Below are 24,302 nucleotides of genomic sequence, written 5' to 3' on the forward strand. Positions count from 1 at the left end.
AAAACAATCTACCAAACAGGCATTGTTAGCGCCTGTCTGGTAGATTTAAAAGACTTTGGTAACGTAATGAGGTGTTACATGCCGGTTATGATGCTTTCTACACGGCGATTCTTGGCACGTCCTTCTTCAGTGTCGTTACTGTTGGTAGGTTTAGCTTTACCGAACGAGCTTAAGGTGATTCTTTTGTTGTCAATGCCACCTTTTTCGACCAGGTAGGCACGCACACTTGCTGCGCGTCGCTGGGAAAGCTTGAGGTTGTACTCTTCTGAACCAATATTGTCTGTATGACCAGCCAGGGTAACGTGAGCTTTTGGATTTTCCTGAAGGAGAATTGCAAGTTCATTCAGTGCCACATAGTTTTCTGGTTTTACAACGTCTTTGTCAAAGTCAAAAAGAACGTTGTTGACGCTGGTGCCTACAACTTGTGCTTTGGGCATTTCTCCCTCTTTGACCATGAAAAGAGGGTTGGTCAGCCATTCCGGATGACCGAGAAGTTTGGAGAATTGAATAACTTTTCCACAATCACTGGCGCTAGCAACAGCGTTGACAGCTTGGTCACCGTTGGTATCGTCGTCGGTGTCAATAACGTAAAAGCAGACTTTATATTTTTCTGCAAGTTGTTTGGCGATCATTCCAGGGGCGGGAAGTCCACGGTTCGCTGTGAACTGGCCATCGGTAAAAAGAAAGACAACTGTTTCACCCTGCAGTTTGGCAAGGATAGGCTCCAGGGAAACGAGTCCGTTTTGGAGCAACGTTGTTCCTGAGGGCTTGGAAGGGAGCGTGTCGATGGTAGAGGTAAAGGCTCCTTTGTCGTATGTCTGCATGGGTAAATAGCTTTTGAATGCTTCTTTACCAAATCCGGGCGTAAAGGTATAAATACCAGCCTGCCAGTCAAGTGCGGGTAACGTAGAATTTTTTTCAGTTAGTATCTGCCGTTCGATGTCCAGTCGCATTTGATCGCCACTTTTGGCTTTCATGGAACTGGAAGAGTCATAAAGGATAATAAAGTTGTCTGCCAGTTTCACAAAGACCACTTCTTTTGCAAATGCCGTGGTGGATAAACATGAAGCTAGCAACAGGGTCAGGCCGACAATAAAACTCTTGTGGATCATCCTCATTGTGTTCTCCTTCGTTGATGTTGTAGAAAGTAAGATAACGATTTGACTATAAAAGAGTAATGCAGGAGTGGGAATAGGTCAATCTTGAATTTACAGAAAAAAGACCTGGCCTGTGAAATATTGGCCCAGCTCAGGTTGATCGGAACTGAGCCATTGCCAACCTTATATATGGTGATACGATATACTCGTTTTGTGTGTTATATTGTTGTTGACAAGAGGTTGATTATATTTGCCCTATCTGATGACACACTTCACAATGCTGATACCGTCTTGTACGCACTGTTTTCATCATAACCGGAATGCTGACAGATTCCTCTGTTTTTTATTTTCATTAAATACGACTCAGTAATATGATTTATCGACGATTTGGAAAGACTGAACTGGAGATGCCTGTTTTTTCTGCTGGTGGGATGCGATTTATGCAATCCTGGCAAGATGTTGCACAGAAAGACATAGAGCAGGCACAACAAAAAAAGCTACAGAAAATAATTGCCGGGGCTTTGGATCTGGGGATCAATCACGTCGAGACTGCGAGAGGATACGGGTCTTCAGAACGACAGCTTGGTCTGGTCTTGAAAGAATATGAGAGAGAGAATTTTATTGTTCAAACCAAAGTCGAGCCTGTTGCAGATCCCTTACTGTTTCGTGAACATGTGCTTGATTCCTTGCGCAGGTTGCAGGTGGAAAGGGTAGATCTTTTAGCTTTACACGGGATTAATTCGCATAAACAACTGTGGCATGCTTGCCGACCCGGCGGTTGTCTCCATGCTGCAAGATTGCTGCAAAAGCAGGGGAAAGTGGATTGGGTTGGTTTTTCCGGGCACGCTTCAACTGATGTTTTGCTACAGGCAGTCAATCATGACCAGGATGGCGGTTTTGATTATATCAATTTGCATTGGTATACAATTTTTCAGCGAAATGAAAAGGTATTAGAGGCTGCTTCCGAACAGGACATGGGGACTTTTATTATTAGCCCTACCGATAAAGGAGGGATGCTGCACACCCCACCACTTCTTCTAGAGGAGCTTTCCGCTCCACTCACTCCAATGCAATTTAATGACCTTTTTTGTTTGCAGCATAAGGCGATACACACAATAAGTATTGGAGCCGCAAAACCTGATGATTTTACCGATCACGTTTTGGCTTTACAGTATATAAACGATTTTGATCTTGTCGGAAATATTTATCAAAGGTGGCAAAAGCGCATGTTGGCGGTAAGTGGTAATTGTTCTCCAGACAACCATTGGGAGATGTTTCCCGGCTGTGGGGAAACACCGGGATGTATGAACATACCAATGATATTGTGGTTATATAATCTTGCGACAGGGTGGGATTTGCTGGCCTATGCCCAGGCAAGATACTCTATGCTGGGGAAAGGAAACCAGTGGGTGCCAGGCAATAACGCAGCCTGTATTGTGGAAGACGATGTACAGGTATTTGCAGAAAAGTTCCACCTACCGGCCCGTGAACTTTTGCTAAAGTTACAACAAGCTCATGAGCTGCTCGTGAAAAAGGAAAAGGATAATGTGTAAACACCTGTTTTTCGCATGCGAAAAGATAACTTTTTTTATTCTGTAAACAGATCTTCTTGATGGAGTAGCCTGCTAACTTTATCAAGCATTTCGTGATAATTTTTTTGGTTGATCCGCAGGTTAAGGGTCAGCTCTCCATTTGCTGTTCCTGAATCAGGCGTAAGGTTGAAATCTTTCTTGCTTGTATGCCTGCCAAAGTATTGCTGCCTTATTTTTGTAATCTTTTTGGTGAACTGTTTTTGGTTGGTAACAGCTGATTGTGTTCCTTTCTGCTGCATGAGGCGGATAAAAGTGGCTGCTTTTTGCGGGGTATCCATTGCCTTGGTCAGCAGTAGTTGAACGTCCTTATGCGCGATGGCTTTACTCAAGCCTGTTTCCCTCTCTTTTAATAAGGTAAGTATACTTTGGAGTTGTGGTCGTGTAGGAGCAAGTGGTTTTATTATTTCCAGGTAGAGGCTGTCTCGGTCATGGGGGTCTTTGATTGGGGCGAGGATTTCAGCTGCTATGGAGAACTGCAGCTTTTCATTGATCACATCGTTGATAATCTCTGGTGATTCGTTGCGCGTTCGAATTTGATTAACTTTGCGGTATTTATGAATCGTAGTGTGGGAAACTTTCTGGCCTGGAGCACCAATACCCAATGTCTCGCCGAATTTTTCAGCAAGCATGGTGTTGTTCAAGTGCATGGTATCACTGGCAGTATCAAGAAAATTCCCTATTTCAACAGGGTTGAGGTTTCTTCTTTTGGTATTTTCGGCAAGTGAAATATTAAAAAAATCTTCAGTGGTGAAATCCCGCTCCTGAAAAATTTTGGCTTCTATCCACACTCTCCCTATGCGTTTGGCTGCTTGGAATCTTCTGAAACCACACAGGATTTTGTAATAACCATCGTTTTTACGCAGTAAAACTAAAGGGTGGAGTAATCCGTTTTTTTCAATGGATCCTGCGAGTTCGTCAATATATGATTCTCTGGTGAGTTCATCGTACTGTGCGTCGTTGTGAATACGGAAGATATATTGTAGATCCTCCTCCTTTTGTGTCTCTATACTTTTGAGTTGAACTTTTCTTACCAAAGGCATTTTTTGTTGAAACTGCTGCATAGCCCGCCACAGCTTTTCCGCCGTATGTTCGGCAAGCCCTTTTTCTCTCACAAGTTCCGGAGCAAGAGTCAATAGTATTGAGCTTACATTGGTATTGTAAAAACCCTCGAGATAGTTTTTTTGGCGATAAAGTTGGTTGAGATGGTCGGGAGAGTGCCCGCAGTAGATGGATCCTGGAGGTGCCAGGTCTGTAGTTATTCCCTGGTCCTCGATGGCGACCCTGTATCTACTGATCTGCGAAGGGGAGATGGTTGGATTATGTGGTTTTTCCGGTACGCCTCGTTCTCCTTGACCATAACCGAAAAGGATGTGTTTCCCTTGCGGTAGTGTGGTGTCGGCGACCTGAACAATAAGAACCAGCGGCGCCATATCATTTTCCAGTATCTCGTCTGTGAAACGTTTGATATGGACTAGAAAGGTATCTGTAACTTTTTTTCGTGTTTTCACCGCCTGCATGTCTGTCAGATCAATAAGTGTTTTCTTATATTTGTTATTAATAACGGCATAACTTTGAAGCTGTTGAGCCAGCACAAAGCCCAGATCGGTGAGAGAGTGTTGGTCCTCCTTGTTTGTGTGGCTCGGCAATCCGTTAGGCACGAGGAGCAGGATATTATTGTTGCCGAGAAAAGTGCTGATCGATCTGTTTTTTTGCTGGTTACTTTTCATCTTGTTCGTTTACCGGTATCTGGAAAGTTATTTGAGCCAGCGCCTTATGAGCCCCTTCAAGTGCAAGGTCTGCCAAGTGTGAGCCGTATGTGGAATTATTTGTACGACCTACTATTGCATCAAGTACTTCACCTGGCTTGACAAGCTCTGCGGAAGTGACCGGCAAAAAGGCAGGCTTGTCATTGTCATCGTTGCTGTGCAGTAAATTTGCGGTAACCAGGTTTGCTGCGATTGCCTTAATCACACTGGTTGGAGTGCCTTTGAGCCTGTCGGCCAGTGAAGTGACGGTAGTCGTGCGTCTGTTATGAAAGTCTGTATAAACATGGTGGAGAATATCAAAAGCAAGCTGCAACCGTCGCTGCGGCACAATGGTATCTGTAAAAGGGAGGTAATTGTTTCGATGTTGTATCCCGTAAGCGAGGGCCGCACCTGAAAGAATAAAATTCCATCCTAAGTAAACCCATACAAGAAAGAGGGGGACCGTCGCAAAGGAACCATAAATAGCATTGTATTTAGCTACCCCTACCTGAAGAATGATATATACTTTTTGGGTCAGAAACCAGAATATAGAAGCAAAGAGTGCGCCGGTGAATGCGGCGGATGTTGTGACCCTTGCCCTTGAAAAAAAGAGGTAAACCAGCATCAGGGTAATGATGATAAAAACAAAAGGCAAAAAATTAAACAAGGCGGCTATCATCCAGTCCAGTGGGATGATAGTTTGGATGTAGCTCATCATCCGTTCGCTGGCGAGAATGGTCTCACCGGCAAGTGCCATATTGATGGAAATTGGGAGCAAGATGAGCAGTGCCAGGTAATCCATCACTTTGCGAAACAGAGGGCGCCCTTTTTCTTCCCTCCATATATCATTCATGGCGTCTTCAATTGTGCTGAAAACCATTATGACAACTAGTAGAGTACCGCCAATACCAAAAATACCCAGCGCCGCAAAATTGGTTTTGTCAACATAGTTAAATATGGTGTCGACTGCTCGGTAAAGGTGGGCAGTCATCGTGTTTTGGACTGGTTTTTCAAGCAGATCAGGACTGGTGGACTCAGGTTGTGTTTGGTGAACAGTTGGGCGTGGCTCCACCTGCTCAATAAAGCGAACAGCTGCAACTCTCAGTTGGTCGCCACTCCCAAGCCCCTTGAGAACCGCAGTGCTCATGGCAAGTAAGGGCACCATCGACAAGATGACTGAGTAGGTGAGGGCGGATGCTCTAATGGAAATTTTCGCTCTGGTTGCTTCTATGCAAACAATGATGAGAATTCGTGCAGCGCAGCGTAATCCTCTGCTCAGGGCGGTGCTTGTAGCGGTCTCTGTGAAGGCCCATTTGATGATTGGGGTTGACCAGTGTTGAAAGTTACCTGTCATAGTGCTCCACTGACTAGCCCGAATCTCTCATGAGCATTTTGTCATTTTCCGGAAAGATATGTGATTTCAGCTTGATACTATAAAAATAAATTAGATACAAAATTAACAAAATGTTCACCACAGGTCAGTCCATGCGGTACCATCTTCTTCAGTATTTTGGCAGTATATATAGCCTACTATCGGAGTCTGCGCTTACCTATTTACTACCAAAAACTTTGAACCTGGTACCGCCTGAACTGATGAGAAATCCGGGCTAGTGTCCCGTTAAAAGTATTACGTACTGGATGGCCTATTTACCCATTTCCCGGAAGAGCCATTTCTCTATGATTTCAAAAACTATTTCACGCTTAATAGGCTTGGAAATATAATCGTTCATCCCTGCATTCAAGCAAATTTCTCGATCACCTTTCATTGCATTTGCAGTCATTGCGACGATTGGAATGGTATTGAATCCACGTTCACGGATGATTTTGGTCGCTTCCAGTCCATCGGTTTCCGGCATCTGAACATCCATAAATATGAGATCAAATTCATCGGGTGCAGAGGTAAAGGTATCAATGGCTATTTTTCCATTTGCCGCTACTTGCACATTGTATCCGGCCTTGGTGAGAATGAGGGTTGCCAGCCTCTGGTTCACCGGATTATCTTCTGCCAGAAGAATTCGTATCGATTGTTTGAGTTCCTCGCGAACGCTATACTGGGTGATGAGTTGTTCTTTGGAAGGGTCTTTAGTCTCCTTCTGCTCTTCTCCCAGAAGTTTTTCCATGGTTTTAAAAAGAATCTCGCGACGGGTCGGTTTGGTAAGAAATGCATTAAATCCAGCCTCATTGCATTTTTGGGCATTACGATCATTTGATGAGGTGTAGGCAAGCAGTGGTGTCCTTTTAGCCGTTGGTATCTCATTGCGAATCATGTGCGCGAGCGCATATCCATCAGGTACAGGCATCTGGATGTCAAGAATGATCAAATCAAAATTTTTGTTTTGCGCTACGGATTTTTCCATGGCCGCACGAACCTGACTGCTATCGTGTATTGCAACAACATCAAGGCCTGCTGTGTCAAGGATATGCTTGAGGATATTGAGGTTTGTCAGATTGTCATCGACAACCAGTACCCTTTTTCCTGTGAGGGAAACCTTGCCGAAATTTTTTATGTGTTGCTGTTTTGATTTTTTGAGTTTGGTCGTGAAATGAAATGTACTTCCTTGACCAGGCTGACTCTCTGCCCATACATTGCCTCCCATCAGTGAGGCAATCTTACGGCATATGGAGAGGCCCAATCCGGTGCCGCCGTATTCCCGGGTGGTTGAACCGTCAGCTTGGCGAAAGGCCTCGAATATGGATTCTACTTTGTTGGCCGGTAACCCAATACCGGTGTCACGCACATGCGCATGAATCTCAATTTGGGTATCTGTTTCCCGGTCGACTCGTATTGCCAGCTCAATTTCGCCCTGCTTGGTAAATTTTACAGCATTGCCCATGAGGTTAACAAGGACCTGACGAAATCTTCCTGGATCCCCCATCACGTTTGCGGGGAGGTTGTTGTCAATTCGGCAAAGCACTTCAATCGGCCTGCTTTCCACTTTGGGCCGGATCAAGTCGCAGACATCCTGTGCAGTTATTTCAGGATCAAAATCAATGCACTCCAGGTCTAATTTTCCTGCTTCTACTTTTGAAAAATCGAGGATGTTGTTGATCAAAGAAAGTAGAGCGTCTGCACTACGCTTTATGGTTTGTGCAAATTCTTTCTGTGCTTCATTAAGAGGGGAGTCTAACAGCATGTCGGTAAAACCAATGATGCCATTCATTGGTGTCCGTATTTCATGGCTCATTGCAGCAAGAAATTCACTCTTGGCTATATTTGCTGATTCGGCAGCTTTTTTTGCACTGCGAAGTTCTGCTGTCTGTTGCCTAATTTCGGCCTGGAGGGTTTTAGAGTAATTGTGCTGCTGTTCTTGTATTTTCCTGTAATTCTCTTCGTTTTCGACCATTATATCCTGGAACTTTTTTTCGAGAACTCCGGATTTTCTGTCGAATTGTTTTTTTTGGATTCGCAGGCGGCTGATCGTGTCTTCGGTCTCTTTATGAGCAAGGAAAAGCCGGAGACTTAAGCGGACGACGGTGGTCAGCCAATGGGGGGGGAGTGTCTCTTCAGGCGTTGCAGGGGTTGCGAGTACAACGCATTGGAGATCAGGAACGGCATGCAGGGCAAAGCATCGCCTTTTGTGCTGAATCCCTACTTCAGAAGATTTATCAAGGCTGTCAAAGATGAGCTGCCTGGCCTCATCCGAGGTAATGGGGTAATTTCCTGATGCCTTATGATTGCCGTCATGGTCAGCACAGAAAAATAATAACTGTTCGGTTTCCTGTTCAAGGTGGTTGCACAGAGTGGAAAGTGTCTGCACAGGATCGACCAGATCAGCAAATAAATTCTTGAGAGCCATGGATTTATTTCCCGTACATGCTGGTTATTTTTTCCAGTTCTTCCGGCAAATCTTCGGCGAGTACTTTGTATTCAGCTATATTTTTCTGTACATGGGCTGAAAGTCCTGGGGAAAGCTGCGGATATTTATCATCTTTGACGGAAAATCCAAGCTGGTTCACTATATACTCCGCAATTTGTAAAATCGCGGTGGGTGAGTTAGGTGCTGGTTCGTTGTTGTCAAGGTGATGATCTCTGATCGCTTCGGCTAAAGGTTCGGCAATTTGCCATTCAAGTGCAAGTAAATAACCGATTTGACAATGATCTGTGTTTAGCTCCCTTTGTTCGAGTGCAACAATATCCGGTGAGTTTTCCTCCAGCTGGTCGATTATTTTAAAAAAAGAATTACGTGCTGTCTCAAATTCAACAATTAGCCCTATATCATGCAATATTCCAGTGAGATAGGCGTCGTCGCCGTCTATTGACAAAATTCGTTCTGCAATCATTTTGCAACATAGGCCTACAGCCGCACTGTGAGACCACAAACGCTTAGGTTCGAAACCCGGATTGTCTGTGTCTGTATCGATCATGCCCTGTATTGCGTCGGTAACGGCAATATTATGCAGGTTTTTCATGCCAAGGAGTGCAACGGCCCTGGAAATGGAGTCAACATTGCGTGACATTCCAAAAAAAGAACTGTTGACAAGGGTAAGGAGTCTGGCAACAAGGGCGGGGTCCAGGCGAATGACTTCTTCAAAATCCTGGAGGGTTGAGTCTTCATCGTTTATAAGTTGAGCCAGCCTGGTTACAATATGCGGCAGCGTCTTTGTTTTTTTAAATTGTTGAATGAATTTTTCAGCCGCATCCATTGTGCATCTCCTTGTGCTTGGATTTTATCCAACTGCCAGTGGGGTGTAGAGGCTCAGGAGGCTTCCTGGCTGCTCTTTGGTATTGCTAGTTAAAATGACAACTGTGGTTGATGATGGTGCCAACCACAGTTTCCAGTGCGTCTTGAATCATTGCTTTTTCCGCCACTCTCCCGGGGTATTGCGCTTACCTGCTGCGAGGCTTGTGCCTTGCCCTGCGAAAACTTTATTGATGAGAAAGCGCTGGGCTAGAGTGAGGAAAGAAAAGGAATTGCCCAAGGTGGCTTTAAGCCTTGATTTCCTTTTTTGTAACTGCCTCTGCCTTGATGCGATCAAGCAACTCTGCCAGCACAGGCTTTATGTTTTCGCGTAAGTCACCGGCAACGATAATAAATAGGAGGTCGTCGCCAGGTTGAAATTTTCCAGAGTGGGCCTCGACAATAATTTCGTAAATTCCTTCTTTTGCGAGATATTCCTGGCGAAGTTTGTCGATTTTTGCATGGTCGACGATGGTTTCCAGAGCCTGGACCTGTTGTTTGTCAGCTCTGGACCAATTGCGTACGGTCCCATTGTGAATAAGGATCATTCCGACGTTATCTGTGAAATCAGGTCTTTTTTTCAGGGATTGAATCGTTTTTGTGATATCCATGGCTTCCGTTTTAGATAGGTTTCTTTTTAGAAATATTTTTTAAGATGACAATGTTGCCCTTGGAGGAGGGAAGTGCCAGTTTTTGGCCGATTTTAATGATTGAATGACGGTTGAGGTTATTAAGTGTTTTTAGCTTGTGGGTCGTTGTTCTATATCTCTTGGCTATGGTGCTTAATGTATCACCTTTTTGCACCGTGTAAAGCGTATCCGGAAGTTGACTCGCGGCGTACATTGATTTTTTCCATTGGCTGAGCCTTAGTCGAACCTGTTTGGTAGCGGGCAAACGAAGCAGGTATCCTTCTGGGATGAGTTTGGTGCCGTCGAGCAGAGGTTTTTTGAGTGCAGGATTTAAGCGAGCAAAGTCCTGTTTAGAAACACGGAAGAAAGACTGTAAATTTTGACTGGAAGCATAGCCCTCTAAGCGCAACGTTTTGGTCGCTTCCGGTCTGTCAGGTAATAGTTTGCGATCACGGCCCAACTTTCGTGCGACCTTGGTTGCTGCCAGAAATTCAGAGTAAAAGTTTCTAGATGCAAATTTAAAATGCCCTTTTCGGTAGTTGGAGAAAATAGAAGGATAGTTTTTTTGCTCCTTAACTGCCCTGAGCATTCCGGAACGTCCATAATTATAGGCTGTTAGCGCGAGGGGCCATGTCTCCAGTCGGCTGTAGTTTTCTTTAAGGAGTTTTGCTGCTGCATGGGTTGCGAGGAAAGGGTCAAGCCGTTCATCGATCAGTTGATTAATACGCATGTAGTCTTTTCCAGTTGCACGTGTAAACTGCCAGAGTCCGGCTGCTCCTGCTTTGCTTTTTGCATGCGGATTAAAAGAAGATTCAACATGGGGCAAATACGCTAACTCGGCGGGTAAGCCGTAATGGCGAAAAATTGTCTTTATTTGGCTAATGTATTTTCCGGAACGAATAACACCCTGTTTAAATCTATCTTTTTGACCAATTTGGAGCCGTATATTTTCCCGCGCTTTCAAATAGCGAGTGTGCCGTTGTTTCGGAAATAGGGCCGCTATACGCTTTTCTTCTGTCGTGGCTGGTTTTTTGCCGTGGCCAAGTTCTGAAAGGATATTTTTGACACGCTGCCTGGCAAGTTTTATCAATTTTTGGTTGATTTGCCTTGATTCAGGCGCATCCCAGTTCACAAGATCAATAACCGTATAAACGATGTTAAGGTCGTTGCGGTCATGCAATATACCTTTTCGTGAACTATACGTGCCGTAGATGTCTTCCCAGAAAGCAACATTAGGTTGTATTACTTTGTAAACAGGAAAGTTGTTTTGCGCTCCAGCAGGGGCGATAGGTATAATCAGTGACACCATGCATATGACGAGAAAGGATATGCTGGATTTTATAAACGTAACCCGAATGTGAAAAGGAAGAGCATTGCGCATAGAGGTTAAGGCTACCTTGTAGTATACTGTGATTTTTACTCGTACGGCTCCTGAGCCATACCGTTTTGAGACTGCTGCAAAATATCTTTTGCATTTCATTATACAGTGAAACACCCATCTTCAAAATTAATAACTATAAAAAATGAAGAGTGCCCGCATTATGTACAAACCGATTATTGGAACTTTAGGATATATTCTTTCTCCTGACAAAAAAGAAACGTTGCTGGTTCATCGAAATGCCCGTGAAGATGATCAACATCTGGGAAAATATAATGGTCTGGGTGGAAAAATGGAGGCTGGAGAGGATGTTGTAAGCTGCATGCAGCGAGAAATCTTAGAGGAGTCAGGTTTGCAGTGCAAAACGATGACTCTTCGGGGGACTGTGAATTGGACAGGATTTGGTCCATATGGTGAAGATTGGTTAGGGTTTATTTTTTTAATAACCAGCTTTACAGGTGACCTAAAGAAAAAGAATAATGAAGGTGAACTGGCTTGGCATTTGATTGATAAAATACAAGAATTGCCAATGTGGGAAGGGGATCGTTTCTTTCTCCCTTTGGTTTTTGATGATGATCCTCGTGCTTTTCACGGTTATATGCCCTATGATAACGGGCGTCCAATTTCGTGGCACTTTAGTCGTTGCTGACCCTCAGCTTAAGGATTACCATATACACGTAGAAAGAAATCAGACTTACCCGAATTTCCCTTGCACATCGTGTCAATTTATTAAATGACACTCAATTTGTGTATGATTTGCGAACTCACACAGAGCAGAAAAATCTGCACAGTGTTCACCAAAATCAGGTCGGCCAGGATCATTTTCTTCAGTATTTTGGTAATGAATAGAGGCTCCTGTAAATCATAGTTAAAAACTTTGAGCCTATCGCCGTCTGAACAGATGAGAAATCCGGGCTAAAAAACTTGCGCTTGGAGTTTGTCGTCTGTATAGTTGGTCACTGTTAAACTACAGCTTACTTGTAAAAGGATTTTTTTATAGTTTTTTCGAAAAGTTAAATCGAGGAATGGATATGGAGCAAAATGCGGAATTATTGCGCTTGGAAGAACTTGTTGATCAAGTATTAAATAAATATAATCAGCTGAAATCCGATTATCAAGCTCTGGAAGAAATGTTGCAGGAACGCGATATGGAATGTGCTGAGCTTAAAGGAACCATTGAAAACCTCAGCGACGAAAGGGCCGCAGTAAGTAGTCGGGTTTCCGGTTTACTGGACCGCATCACCCAGTGGGAAGATGAGCAGGGTAGCGATTCTGGAAAAAATAATGAAGATGATGATGGCCGGGTCGAAAACCAAGGCTCGTCGTTTAATAATGAACATGAAGAGTATCAGGGCTAAAATTACGGGATCGAATGAAAGATCGTCTCGTTCGTTTTAATCTGTTCGGTCAGGAGTTTGCCTTTTACAGCGATGCTCCGGACAATGAAGTGGAATTGGCTATACGCCTGCTTCGCCAAGAATTGGAAGAGGGGGAGAAGCTCAGCCGCAGTGCAATTCCTTCGAGTAAAATGCTCGTGCTGGGCTGTTTACGCCTGGCAGCAAAATATGTGCAGTTAGAACACGAGTTCCAGGATTTTAAAAAGCACCAGGATCAAGCCATAGACCAGCTCTCTGAAAAAATATCGGGGGCAATGGACTGATCCAAAGAGATTGTTATTTAGTTTAATGTAGCGTTCTGCTATACTACATATAAACAAGTGATGATACCCCTGCTCTGTTTGTGATCAACGGAGTATTGAGCCAACTCTCATGATTAGGGTAGCTGTTTTGTCGTACGATGGGAAACTTTACTGATTCCCTGAGGCGGCAATTAGCATTGCCCACCTATTTGTTTAGGTTTAATCATTGCGTTGAAACGGCAGAGCGGGGGTTTTTATATAATCGCAGTGGACAGAATCCGCTGCGACGCATTAGCCATCTAACGTATTGAAACGGGATGGAAGTAAGTGCAGAAGCGGACGCCAACTGGTTTAGTGAAATAAGACAACTCTGATGAGATCAGGTTTATTATAGATGTGAAACTCTCCGCCGGGCTGATTTTACGAGAAAATTGATCGCACACCATTATTGTTTTCTCTCTGTTTGAACTGAAGAGAACCAGGTAACTGCTATGGTTTGGGCAGTTTTGTCAACATTCCTGTTACTGTTTAGTCTGACTGTGCCCTCTAAGCGGTAATTACCATCGAATTCCGCTCTACCTCCCCTCCCTTTATATTTTTTACTGCAGTTGTTTGTTATTCATTATTGTTGGTAACAAATTGCGCAACATACAGGTAATTTCATGGAACTCAATATGATGACCATGTTTCTGGCGGTGATAAATTTTTTTGCCGGTCTTGGGATTGGAATATATCTACGGAAACGACTTGTCGAGGGGAATCAGCGGAATCTTGAGGCCCAAGGACGACAGATAATTGAAAACGCGATAAGTGAAGCTGAACAAATAAAAAAAGAAGCACTTCTTTTGGCCAAAGAAGAGGCGTACAAGGCGAAACAAGAAGCGGAACGGGAAATTAAGATTAGTCGCCAGGAACTAAAGGATGACCAGCGTCGGCTTAGTCGAAAGTTTGATGAGGTTCAAAAGGATTTTCAGTTATTGGAAGATCGGCAGACTAAGCTTCGTGAAAGAGAAGGAAATGTCGGCTCGGCCGAAAAGTATGTTGCTGAGCAGAAATTGAAGTTTGAATCCCTTGTCGATGAGCAACGGTACAAGCTTGAACAAATAGCAGGTATAAATCGGGAAGAAGCCAAAGAGGAGTTGATGCAATCCATCGAAAGTGAAGCACGCATGGATTGTGCAAAACGGTTGTCCCGTATTGAGAATGAAATGAAAATGGAGGCAGATAGGAAGGGGAAAAATATCCTTGCGCTTGCCATTGCCAGATATGCCGGTGATTATGTGGCTGATAAGACAGTGTCCATGGTGCCGCTGCCCAACGATGATATGAAAGGGCGGATTATCGGCAGGGAAGGGAGGAATATCAGGGCCATTGAGGCCGCAACCGGAATCGATATTATTATTGATGATACCCCTGAAGCGGTAATCTTGTCAGGATTTAATCCTATCCGGCGAGAAGTAGCCAGACTTGCGCTGGAACAGTTGATTTCCGATGGTCGCATTCATCCTGCGCGTATAGAAGAGGTCGTACAGAAGGTAACAGAGGAACTTGAAGTCGAAATTCGTGAAGCTGGGGAGCAGGCTACCTTTGATGTTGGCGCCCATGGGATGCATGTTGATCTCATTAACCTGATCGGCAGGCTGAAGTTTCGGACAAGCTACGGGCAAAATATTTTACAACACTCACTTGAAGTGGCTTTTCTCTGCGGGGTAATGGCGGCTGAGCTCGGACTGGATGTCAAAAAAGCTAAACGCGCCGGCTTGCTGCATGATATCGGTAAGGCTGTTGACCATGAAGTGGAAGGGTCGCATGCGATTATCGGTCGCGATCTCGCCAAAAAATATGGTGAGCCTGAGGATATTGTCTATGCTATCGGCGCCCATCATGAGGATCAACCTCCTAAAAGCGTTCTTGACGTGCTGGTGCAGTCTGCTGATGCATTGTCCGGTGCCCGCCCGGGGGCCCGTAAGGAAATGCTGCAAAGTTATGTGAAGCGCCTTGAAGACCTGGAGAATATAGCTAACAATTTCAGTGGAGTAGAGAAGTCTTACGCTATTCAGGCTGGACGGGAGCTGCGCATTATCGTGAATAGTCAAAAGATTAAAGATAATGAAGCAACAATCATGAGTCGTGATATAGCCAAAGCAATTGAAGAGCAGTTGACATATCCAGGCCAGATACGGGTAACAGTGATCCGTGAGACCAGGGCTATTGAGTTTGCCAAGTAGTTAAAACAGCATAACCTTGGGAAATTGGTCAGTGCTGCTTGCTACTGAAGGTAGGGGGGGCAGGCTTTACAACACGCAGCACACCAGGGATTAAAGGGACTACGCAAATGCATGAAAAAAGCGGCAATCTTTAAAAGGATTGCCGCTTTTTATTTCGGGCCGTTTCGAAAATAGACTGCGCCGTTCTTTAGTGCTGCCTTTCATCCTCGGCATGCAGTTTCTGACATTCACTGCAAATACCTGTGAATTCAATGTGGTGACCAATAATCTGGTAAGAGCTTGTTGAGGATGCTTCTTTGACAAGGTCCGTTATAACCGGCATGTCAATGTCATCAACTTTTCCACATTGTGAACAGCGGATATGATAATGGGTATCGGTGGTCGCATCAAAGCGTTTTTGGGAACCTCCGACTTCTATTTTAAGAATCATCCCGTTTTCGGCCATTAATTCCAGATTCCTGTAAACCGTGCCTAAGCCGATCCGCGGTAGCCGTTTGCGAACCATATCGTACAGTTCATTGGCAGTTGGATGGGTTTTTACTTTGGTCAGTTCTTCGAGGATAACCTGGCGCTGTGTTGTCAGGCGGAGCATTGGTGATGGCGCATTCATTATAGTTTACTTGTATTAGTTATTAAATAAGATAATTATTCTCACAATATTAATCCGACCACCTTTTTTTTTCAAGGTACAAATGAAGGACAAGCAAACACCATCTCCCGGCAGTGGCCGGCAGTTGACCATTGGCGCGCTCAATATTTGGCCACCTCTTTTTTTGGCGCCAATGGCAGGGTTGACTCACTCGGCGCTACGAACGACCATCCTTTCTTTTGGCGGTGTAGGGCTGCTCAGCACCGAAATGCTGGCAGCACAGTGCCTGCCTAAAGAAAATGCTACTATTTCTCCATACCTTATACGCACTGAACAGGAACACCCACTTTCTTACCAGTTGTTATTGAGTCAACCTGGTGTGCTTAAGCCTGCAATTGCAGCTCTTGAAAAGCTTTCTGCTAATGCCGTCGATATTAACTTGGGTTGTCCTGCACCAAGGGTGAGAAAGGCGGGTGGCGGTTCACAGCTAGCTGCCAACCAGCAATTGGTTAAAGCTATCATCAAAGAGGCGAGAAAAGAGACGACCTTGCCATTAACAGCGAAAATCAGGTTGGGCAAGCAGCTCAATGCTGATGCTCTTCGTGAATTTTGTCTGATGCTTGAAGGTGAAGGGGTGGACTTGCTGACCGTACACGCACGCCTCGACAGTGAATCATTTTGCCGCAAACCTCGTTGGGGAGCAATCGCGGATATAAAAAAGAGGCTTGCCATTCCGGTTGTTGCCAATGGAGGCATCGATTGTGTCGAGGCAGCTAAGAGGTGCTTGGAAGAGAGTGGTGCCGATGGCCTTATGATTGGTCGTGCTGCCGCGGCAAAACCCTGGATATTTTCAGAGGTTGCAAAAGAAGTGTATGGTTATGAGTTCCAATTGACGCAGATGACCTCTCTGCCAAGGGTGTATCACGATTTTTGTCAGGCTTTGCAGGAACGGTTCAGGGTGGAAAGGCGTCTCGGCCGATTAAAGGAATTCACCCATTATTTTGCCACAAACTACGCTTTTGGTCATCATTTGGCCAGCAGAGTGCAATCAAGTGCGTCAATGGGAGAGGCACTGGGAAGAGCGGCTGATTTTTTTAGTCGCAGCGATGCAGAGGCATTTACCGTTCTCCAAAAAGAATGTGGGGATACATTTATTTTTTCACCTGCGGATTAAAATAGCCAAATTGCAGGTCTGGATGAGCGGTCTGTAATTGCCCCAGCCAGTTTCGGATGCCCAGTGGTGCTTGTGTCGGTTGATGCTGGATTGCCCTGAGGTATACTTCCGGATCTATGTTGAGGTTACGGAGTTGAATAAAATCAGGGTGGCATTTGTCAATAAGTGCTGAGAGTGCTGCCAATTCATCCGGGTCGTCAGTAAAGCCTGGAAAAATGAAATAGTTCAAGGAAACATGACGCTGATAGCGTTTCATGATTTGTATTGAATGTTCAACATCCTTGAGAGTGAATCCCTTGGGCCTGTAATAAAGGGTATGCTTTTCAAGTTGTGCGCTGTTCATGGATATGCGAATGGAGTCTAGTCCAGCCTTGGCCAGTCGCTCAACAGCATCAGGTAAACTACCGTTGGTATTCAGGTTAATGGTCCCTTTGGAGGTTGCCTTTCTTATGGCTTTAATACTTCGCTCCATGAGATCAGCCTGCAGTAAAGGTTCTCCTTCGCAGCCTTGGCCGAAACTGACGATTGGAAGGGGAGCCGTAGTGAGGTGTTCAATGGCTATTTCCGAGACTTCTTTGACTGTAGGAACAAAGGTAATCCGGTCTTGGGTTGAAGCACAGCAGCCTGAAGGTTGAAGAGAGATGCAGCCGACACATGTTGCATTGCAGACCGGTGAGCATGGCAGAGGTGCTTCCCAGCGGTTAAGGAAAAAGTTTCTCGCTGCTGGGCAGCAATAGGTCAGGCAACATTTCCCAAGATGCTGGATAAGCCTGTTATGGGGATGTTGTTGCAGCTTTTTTCGGGTTCGAAGGGTAATAAGGTCTTGGTCGAAATTGGCAGTGTCTTGGCGCTTATCACGGTCACTTCGAAAGCCTGTGACCCAGAATTTACCATCATACCAGCCGACAGCGGTGTAGGCAAAAAGTGGAAGCTGGGGGCTGTGTTGATCCTGAGTCTGGTACGCTGTCGTGTAGAGGGATGTATAGGCCGGCGCCATGAAGGCTGCAACTGCCTGAACCGTACCTGTACCATCATATGGATCAGTGTCCAGCAGAGCCGGCTCACCGCTCTCTTTCTCTATGCCGACAGGTAACCTCCCTGGCAGCGTAAAAAGTTCGCTGCCTTCGGGAAGTTCGATCAGGTCTTCTAGATTGGGTTTGCAGTAGTTTGCTGCAGATTGAGCAGCCATCTGCAGCCCTTCGTACTCCTCTATTTCTCCCTTACTGTTTGCAAAAACAAGAAAGGGTAATTCTTTTGGATGTTGAGACCTCATGCCTTGTAAAGTTACCGCGGACGGATCGCTGAGAGAATGGAGTCTACGGTACGGTATACTTCCAGGTCATCACCAAATATATCCTGAATATTAGGATGATCTATCAGGTTTTCAATAATGAATTGGGTGATGAACAGGCTGGCAATGTTGGGATCTTGGGTAAGGTTGCGAATAGGAGCAATCTTATAGCGCATTTCAAATTCTTCCAGGTCACCCATGGCTCTAAGTTGTTTTTCAAGCGATTCCTGGATAGCGCTTACATCGTTGGTCTCAATGATATGCTGATCAAGAAGTCTTTGTACCAGCGCCACCGAAAGCTCGCTGCTGTTTTCTCTGGCTTTTTTCAGTAAAAAGAGACGTTCCCTGTCTCTTTTGCGGTCAATAGCGTCAATGGTCTTGTTGGTTGAATTACTAGGATTTATGTGACGGGCCATGGTTATGTACTCCTGTACAATCGACTGAGTTATTACAGCCGGTAAACTGATAAAAAAAATATGACTTCTTTACAAGGTACTTAAATAGTCTCTTTGTCTGCGTAGTTTCGGTTATTTAAGCACTGCTCATTGCAGGTTTGTTGTTTTTCCAATTCCTATTCTTCAGCTGACTCACTTTGATACAAGCTGCGAAAGATGTCAATCTTTGTTGCTTCCTGTTTGGTGAGTTTGAGATCATATGTGTGAATGTACTCAGCTGTCATCCGGTGTGTGTTGAAAATGGGAACATTAAGTTTAAGATTGTTTATCGCTTTGGTGAGGAAGACCTCTGGCTGCGAGTAAAAAATTTCAAGAATGTTTGGGAGCAGTTGGTAAAAGGAACTTGAGTCTTCGGCATAGAGCAGTGTGCTGGGGTCTTCACTTAAATCCGCATCATCTACGGGGCCATCATAACCGAATTTCCATCCGGTTTTTCCTTCATGGTAGCCTTCAGCCCACCAGCCATCGAGTACGCTGATGTTGGGGACCCCATTCATGGCTGCCTTCATACCACTTGTACCGCTTGCTTCAAGGGGTCGTTTGGGGCTGTTGAGCCACGCGTGCACCCCGGAAACCATGCGCTTGGCAATGAGCATGTCGTATCCAGGAATGAAAACGAGTTTCCCTAACCCATTACTTAAGGTGTACAATTCTTCTTGGCAGTCGAGGATCAGTTTTAACACTGATTTACCAGGTTCATCTTCGGGGTGTGCCTTTCCTGCAAAAAGAAAGTTAACAGGCCAGTCATTGTCGACAAGTATTTTGGCTAAGGCGGGAATGTCGTCAAAAATCAGGTCTGCACGTTTATAGGTTGAGAAACGCCTGGCAAAGCCGATAGTAAAGACATTCGGTTCCAGCCAGTCCGGCTTGTTGAGTCGGGAAAGGTAGTTGGGCGGATCAATCCAGGTTTCGGTCATCTGCGTACGATGATGTTCCAGCATTTCATTGATGTAGGCGATGAGATGATGGTTATCTTCTTTCCATGCCTTCTGTAGTCCGGTGGTTAATTCGGGGTAGTCTTCAATGGCCAGAGAGGCGAAGCAACCGGGAACATCGCGCCAGTTACGAATAGAAGGCACCGAGTCAAACAGGGCGGCCCGCGCATCGCTGATCCACGTGAGATGATGGACACCGTTGGTTATCGCTTTAATTTTTTTGGCAAAAGCAGGGAACTGTTGCCTGGTGACATCTCTGTGTAATCTGCTGACGCTATTTATACTGCGATTGATGCGCATTGCCATGGCGGTAAAGTTGTACTCATGGGCATTGTCATCATCAAGAGCTACGAGATTAAGTATGCGCTGAAAAGCAGCATGACTAATGGATGAGTACATTTGTCTCGAAAAACGGTCATGCCCGGCTTTTACAGGGGTATGAATAGTGTACACTATTTTTTGAGATACGCGTTCTGCTGCAGATAAGATATCGTCATCGGTGACGATTGAAGCGAAGTTATTGCCGAAAATGCTTTCCAGTTCCTGCAAAATAAGGTGCAGCGTAACTGTTACGCCGTGTTGCTCATTGAGATGAATGGTCTGTGAGGTAAATCCGAGAGCAGAGAGCAATGGCAACACCGCACTACCAAGCATTCTACGCTGATTCGCTTTGACAACATCGGAAGTGGCATTATACAGTTGACCGGCTGCTTCGGTGATCCAATCCGGTGCACCCGGCAGGCTATAATCAAAGAGAAATTCCGGCGTGAAGTAGTCCAGTTGTTCGGAAATTTCCATTTTCATCCAGACTTGGGCCGTAACTCGAAGAAGTTCAGAGCGACCATTGAAAAAAGGCACCTCAATTTCCAGCGGCTGTTCGGGATGTTTTGGGTTGCAAAGAGGGAAAAGGGTCGGGGTGCTTTCAGGATTCCACTGCGTAGCATGATCTATCTGCCCGACTTTTGAATCTACAATTTGCGAAAAATAACCGCCGCGGTAGAGCAGACTGATCCCAAACACCGGCATATGTAGATCGGCAAAGCTTTTAAGCGTGTCGCCGGCAAGTACACCCAGTCCGCCACTGTAATTTGGGATTTTACGAGGGCCGTTGAGATATTTTTGCAGAATTGTATTGGCGAGGAGGTGTTTGCTCTGCTGTATGTCTTCTTTTAATAACAACTTTTTAAGTGGTTGAAAGACATCCGGGTCAGCACCTATTTCCATGGACACATACCCCACGGAATTACCTTCTGGTGCTGTTAACTTCTGCCACACAGTGTCAAATATTTCCTGGGATACGCCGAAAAAAGTGCCGAAATTACTGGAGCACAGTAGTTCTGCAGCTGGATCTGCTGGTGAAGCAACGTTGATATTGTGTTTAGCGTTCAATGTAATTTTCTCAAAAGGTGATAATGTTCTGATGTCAGCCGAGTGTAGAAAGGCTGGTTTGGTTTTGCAAGTGAATTCCTTTTCCTGGAAAAAAATGTTGTATTCCTTCACGGGTTGAGTAAAATCGACCGATTCCTATGTATATTGTAACCGGTTAATTTATAAAATTGTTCAAGGAGGGCGTAATGCGCATTGATAAAACCTTTTGTCTGCTCGCCGTGATGGTGCTTTTGACAGGGTTCGGTTTGAGCGGTTGTGGCAAAAAAGCTCCTGATGTTTCATCCGAAATGAAAAGCGAAGGACTGGGTCCTGAAGAGTCTTTGGAAAGCAAAGAAACAGAAATTATGGAAGGACGGACCTCCGGCCCGATGTTGCCGGTATATTTTGAGTTTGACAGGTCTGGTGTGGTCGGTGAGCAAGTGCAACGTATTGAGGGAAATGCTGATTTTCTCAAGTCTGCTCCTGATGTAAAAGTGCGCATTGAAGGTAACTGTGATCCGCGGGGCACAAGAGAGTACAACCTGGCTCTCGGAGAACGAAGAGCGCAGAGTGCAAAAAAATATCTCATCAATCTGGGGATTGCTCCTGAACGACTTTCTACCATTAGTTGGGGAGAAGAAAAACTACTTCTTTTCGGTCATGATGAAATATCATGGGCACAGAATAGACGTGATGATTTTGTCATTGTAAAGTAGTTCCATCTAATTTCTAACGCAAAACCGGACAGGCGATTAACCTGGGCCGGTTTTATTTTTTTGAACAGAAAATGTACGTTAAAAAGAGTCTGTGGACTGACTAGCATTTTCTTTCAATGTCGTAATATGCTGGAGAGATAACCAAAGACATATTATTGATATCGGCATTTTCGTATTTTTGTTTACCTCAAAGGATTATTTTTTGCATAACCAAGAGGTTGGTCGAAAAGAGAGAAAAGCAACAGGCTAATTAAACACGAAAGGAGAGTAACGTGAGCAAACAAAGTAGAGCTTTAAGCGTGATATGGACAGTGCTTTTTATGGGATGCATGCTGGTTGGTGTCACTGGGGCAATGGCTGCTGATGTCAAAATCGGTGTTATCAACATGCAGAAAGTACTTGCTGGTTCCGACGCCGGAAAAGCTGCACAGTCAGTGGTTGCTAAAAAGATGGAGGCATTACAGGCTGATTTTCAAAAAGACGAAAAGGCGCTGATTGCCTTGCAACAGGAAATAGAGAAGAAAAGCTCTGCCTGGAGCGATGAAATGAAGCAGGAAAAGGGTATTGAATTTCAAAAGATGCGCCGCAACCTGGCTGTTAAGCAAGAAGATGCCAACCTGGAGTTGAAAAAGCTGCGCGAAGATAATGTCGGGCCTATTTTAAAGAAACTGCAGAGTGTTGTCAAAGAAGTTGCAAAGGAAAAAGGCTTTACACTGGTTTTGCCGCATAATGTCATCCTCTATGCTAGCGATAATGCTGATCTTACCGAAAGCGTCACCAGTGCCTTAAACAAGGCTATGAAGTAATCCATAGATACTGCTTAATCGTATATAAACATGTCAGTTCATTCTTTACGTAAGCTGGTTAGCAGGTTTTCCTCGGCACGGGTTCTGGTCATCGGAGATATTATCGTTGATCATTTTGTGTGGGGAACGGTGACCAGGATATCGCCGGAAGCTCCGGTGCCGGTTGTCAATGTCGGGCGCGAGGAGCTTCTGCTCGGCGGTAGTTCAAACGTTCTTAGAAATATAATTTCACTTGGTGGCCGAGGAGCCATCTGTGGATTGATCGGTGCAGATGCAATGGGGCAGCAGATAAAGGACTTGGTACATGATCTTGGTGCCGACACCGATGGCATTGTCTGCGGGCAAAGGCCCACCACCGTAAAAACCAGGGTTGTTGCCCAGGGGCAACAGGTCGTTCGTTTTGACAGGGAACAGACCGGAGAACCCTCCAAGCCGACGTATAATCAACTCATTGAGTATCTTGAGCAAAATGTGGATACTTTTGATGCCATCATGGTTTCTGATTATGCAAAAGGGGTTGTGAACGAACAGATGATGATCAGGCTTCGGCAGATACTTGATGATGTCTATCGTCAGTCAGGAAAGAAGCTACCTTTGATAGTTGATCCCAAACCTGCCAACATGCACTGTTTTGTTGGGGCGACCGTGATTACCCCCAATCACCATGAGGCCGGGTTGATGAGTGGTATTGCCATTCATGATGAGCATACACTGCTCGCTGCGGCTCATCATATTATTGAAGATATTGGCTGTGAGGCTGTACTCATAACCCGTGGAGAGGCTGGTATGGCTTTATTTCAGCAGGGACAGCCAATGGTTACCATCCCTACCATGGCAAAGGAAGTGTATGATGTGACAGGGGCCGGGGATACGGTTGCGGCAACGCTTGCTCTGGGCCTTGCTTCTGGTTGTAGTATGGCAGATGCCGCAGCCCTTGCAAATTATGCGGCAGGTATAGTTGTCGGCAAAGTCGGTACTGCTTGTGTAAACAATACCGAGCTTGAAAAAGCTTTGCCTGGTACCACTTAATCGTATTTGAAGTAATTCAAGTAACAAGAAAAAAATAACGCCGGAGGCGATTGTGTAATGCGGCCAAAAAGCATGACCGGGTTTGGGCGAGGAGAAATCTCCGCCGACGGTAGAACATGGACAGCTGAAGTTCGGACCGTTAACCATAGATTTTTAGACCAGCGGGTTGTTATACCCCGTCTGTTTGCAGGGTTTGAAGACGCTGCAAAAAAGAGGATCGCCCAGGCAATAGATCGCGGCAGGGTGGATATTACGTTTACTGTCCAGGGAAAACTTGCCACCAATCCGAAGCTTGTCATTGATGATGCGGTTGCATCACAATATCATAGTTGCCTCCAACAGTTGATCGAGAGGTATCAACTTAGTGGTTCGGTTAGCCTGTCGGATATGTTGACCATGCGTGATGTAATCAGTCAGGAGGAACAGAGCCCGGATATGGACGCAGAGTGGGAGCTTGTTGCTTCAGCTCTTGATCAAGCCGTTGTTGAGTGTGACCGTATGCGCGAACAAGAGGGGGCAACGCTTAAGCTGGATCTGTTGCAGCGGCTGGGTTGTTTTGAGCAAATTGTGCAACGTATTGCAGCTGATGCGCCACAAATACTTGCTCAACGGCATGCGGATCTGAAGCTGAAACTTGAGAACCTGCTTGATGGCATCCAGATAGATGAGAACCGCTTGGCGCAAGAAGCAGCAGTGCTTGCTGATAAAAGCGATGTAACTGAAGAAATAGTCAGGCTTGAAAGCCATATTGACCAGTTTAGAGTTTTTTTGGAAGGTGACGAGCCGGTTGGTAGACGACTCGATTTCCTGCTTCAGGAATTTCTGCGTGAAGTGAATACGCTTGCTTCCAAAATTTCCAATGCATCCATCGCTCATCTCGGCGTGGAGATGAAAAATGAGATTGAAAAAATACGCGAACAGGTGCAGAACCTTGAATAGGTCACTCCTGCAC

The 24,302-nt window shown here is 45.1% G+C and carries 21 protein-coding genes and 1 other RNA gene; 11 read left to right on the forward strand and 11 right to left on the reverse strand.

What is annotated here, in order from left to right:
- Positions 1-74: 74 nt before the first annotated feature.
- Positions 75-1,118: an OmpA family protein gene (locus ACHZCY_RS16195; RefSeq protein ID WP_205223501.1), complete on the reverse strand. Its 1,044-nt coding sequence runs from the start codon at positions 1,116-1,118 to the stop codon at positions 75-77.
- A 386-nt stretch (positions 1,119-1,504) separates the two neighbouring features.
- On the opposite strand from ACHZCY_RS16195, the gene ACHZCY_RS16200 reads away from it, so the two are divergent.
- A complete protein-coding gene (locus tag ACHZCY_RS16200; RefSeq protein WP_394713447.1) occupies positions 1,505-2,650 on the forward strand; it encodes an aldo/keto reductase in 1,146 nt (381 codons plus the stop codon).
- Positions 2,651-2,685: 35 nt separating this feature from the next.
- Here ACHZCY_RS16200 and ACHZCY_RS16205 read toward each other — a convergent pair whose 3' ends face one another.
- The 6 genes from ACHZCY_RS16205 to ACHZCY_RS16230 form a co-directional block, all read right to left on the reverse strand.
- On the reverse strand, positions 2,686-4,416 hold the full coding sequence (locus ACHZCY_RS16205; RefSeq protein ID WP_319549643.1) for a ParB/RepB/Spo0J family partition protein: 1,731 nt from the start codon (positions 4,414-4,416) through the stop codon (positions 2,686-2,688).
- The gene (locus ACHZCY_RS16210) at positions 4,406-5,788 is read right to left on the reverse strand and encodes a YihY/virulence factor BrkB family protein (protein ID WP_319549644.1); all 1,383 of its coding nucleotides are present in this window, start codon (positions 5,786-5,788) and stop codon (positions 4,406-4,408) included. Before ACHZCY_RS16210 ends, ACHZCY_RS16205 begins: the two co-directional genes overlap by 11 nt.
- Before the next feature lie 289 nt (positions 5,789-6,077).
- Positions 6,078-8,231, reverse strand: coding sequence for a response regulator (locus ACHZCY_RS16215; protein ID WP_205223497.1), 2,154 nt, complete (start codon positions 8,229-8,231; stop codon positions 6,078-6,080).
- 4 nt (positions 8,232-8,235) lie between these two features.
- A complete protein-coding gene (locus ACHZCY_RS16220; RefSeq protein WP_205223496.1) occupies positions 8,236-9,078 on the reverse strand; it encodes an HDOD domain-containing protein in 843 nt (280 codons plus the stop codon).
- Positions 9,079-9,361: 283 nt separating this feature from the next.
- Positions 9,362-9,724, reverse strand: a complete 363-nt coding sequence (locus ACHZCY_RS16225; RefSeq protein WP_205223495.1) for a molybdenum cofactor biosynthesis protein MoaE — start codon at positions 9,722-9,724, stop codon at positions 9,362-9,364.
- A 10-nt stretch (positions 9,725-9,734) separates the two neighbouring features.
- The gene (locus ACHZCY_RS16230; protein WP_319549645.1) at positions 9,735-11,222 is read right to left on the reverse strand and encodes a lytic transglycosylase domain-containing protein; all 1,488 of its coding nucleotides are present in this window, start codon (positions 11,220-11,222) and stop codon (positions 9,735-9,737) included.
- A 58-nt stretch (positions 11,223-11,280) separates the two neighbouring features.
- On the opposite strand from ACHZCY_RS16230, the gene ACHZCY_RS16235 reads away from it, so the two are divergent.
- The 5 genes from ACHZCY_RS16235 to rny all read left to right on the forward strand — a co-directional run bounded on the left by ACHZCY_RS16235 (position 11,281) and on the right by rny (position 14,987).
- Entirely contained in the window at positions 11,281-11,769 is a 489-nt protein-coding gene (locus ACHZCY_RS16235) for an NUDIX hydrolase (protein WP_369125063.1), read from the forward strand.
- A 382-nt stretch (positions 11,770-12,151) separates the two neighbouring features.
- Positions 12,152-12,478, forward strand: a complete 327-nt coding sequence (gene zapB / locus ACHZCY_RS16240; RefSeq protein WP_205223492.1) for a cell division protein ZapB — start codon at positions 12,152-12,154, stop codon at positions 12,476-12,478.
- Positions 12,479-12,492: 14 nt separating this feature from the next.
- On the forward strand, positions 12,493-12,780 hold the full coding sequence (locus ACHZCY_RS16245) for a cell division protein ZapA (protein ID WP_205223491.1): 288 nt from the start codon (positions 12,493-12,495) through the stop codon (positions 12,778-12,780).
- 63 nt (positions 12,781-12,843) lie between these two features.
- Positions 12,844-13,014, forward strand: a non-coding RNA gene (ssrS, locus tag ACHZCY_RS16250) — 6S RNA.
- A gap of 407 nt (positions 13,015-13,421) precedes the next feature.
- A complete protein-coding gene (rny, locus tag ACHZCY_RS16255; RefSeq protein ID WP_205223490.1) occupies positions 13,422-14,987 on the forward strand; it encodes a ribonuclease Y in 1,566 nt (521 codons plus the stop codon).
- Positions 14,988-15,174: 187 nt separating this feature from the next.
- Here the strand turns inward: rny and ACHZCY_RS16260 are convergent, their stop codons facing one another.
- Positions 15,175-15,597, reverse strand: coding sequence for a Fur family transcriptional regulator (locus ACHZCY_RS16260; RefSeq protein WP_319549646.1), 423 nt, complete (start codon positions 15,595-15,597; stop codon positions 15,175-15,177).
- Positions 15,598-15,679: 82 nt separating this feature from the next.
- On the opposite strand from ACHZCY_RS16260, the gene ACHZCY_RS16265 reads away from it, so the two are divergent.
- Positions 15,680-16,750, forward strand: coding sequence for a tRNA dihydrouridine synthase (locus ACHZCY_RS16265; RefSeq protein WP_205223488.1), 1,071 nt, complete (start codon positions 15,680-15,682; stop codon positions 16,748-16,750).
- Here the strand turns inward: ACHZCY_RS16265 and ACHZCY_RS16270 are convergent.
- From ACHZCY_RS16270 to glgP, 3 genes are all read right to left on the reverse strand, one after another.
- On the reverse strand, positions 16,728-18,023 hold the full coding sequence (locus ACHZCY_RS16270; RefSeq protein ID WP_319549647.1) for a radical SAM protein: 1,296 nt from the start codon (positions 18,021-18,023) through the stop codon (positions 16,728-16,730). The genes ACHZCY_RS16265 and ACHZCY_RS16270 overlap by 23 nt on opposite strands.
- A gap of 11 nt (positions 18,024-18,034) precedes the next feature.
- Entirely contained in the window at positions 18,035-18,457 is a 423-nt protein-coding gene (locus ACHZCY_RS16275; RefSeq protein ID WP_205223486.1) for a hypothetical protein, read from the reverse strand.
- A 155-nt stretch (positions 18,458-18,612) separates the two neighbouring features.
- On the reverse strand, positions 18,613-20,820 hold the full coding sequence (glgP, locus tag ACHZCY_RS16280; protein WP_319549648.1) for an alpha-glucan family phosphorylase: 2,208 nt from the start codon (positions 20,818-20,820) through the stop codon (positions 18,613-18,615).
- A gap of 185 nt (positions 20,821-21,005) precedes the next feature.
- On the opposite strand from glgP, the gene ACHZCY_RS16285 reads away from it, so the two are divergent.
- From ACHZCY_RS16285 to ACHZCY_RS16300, 4 genes are all read left to right on the forward strand, one after another.
- Positions 21,006-21,515, forward strand: a complete 510-nt coding sequence (locus tag ACHZCY_RS16285) for an OmpA family protein (protein WP_205223485.1) — start codon at positions 21,006-21,008, stop codon at positions 21,513-21,515.
- Positions 21,516-21,787: 272 nt separating this feature from the next.
- Complete coding sequence (locus tag ACHZCY_RS16290; protein ID WP_205223484.1) at positions 21,788-22,321, forward strand: OmpH/Skp family outer membrane protein; 534 nt, start codon at positions 21,788-21,790, stop codon at positions 22,319-22,321.
- A 30-nt stretch (positions 22,322-22,351) separates the two neighbouring features.
- Complete coding sequence (gene rfaE1 / locus ACHZCY_RS16295; protein WP_205223483.1) at positions 22,352-23,350, forward strand: D-glycero-beta-D-manno-heptose-7-phosphate kinase; 999 nt, start codon at positions 22,352-22,354, stop codon at positions 23,348-23,350.
- A 57-nt stretch (positions 23,351-23,407) separates the two neighbouring features.
- The gene (locus ACHZCY_RS16300; RefSeq protein ID WP_205223482.1) at positions 23,408-24,289 is read left to right on the forward strand and encodes a YicC/YloC family endoribonuclease; all 882 of its coding nucleotides are present in this window, start codon (positions 23,408-23,410) and stop codon (positions 24,287-24,289) included.
- Positions 24,290-24,302: the final 13 nt, after the last annotated feature.

The organism is Desulfogranum marinum, assembly GCF_963675105.2.
GTDB lineage: Bacteria > Desulfobacterota > Desulfobulbia > Desulfobulbales > Desulfobulbaceae > Desulfogranum > Desulfogranum marinum.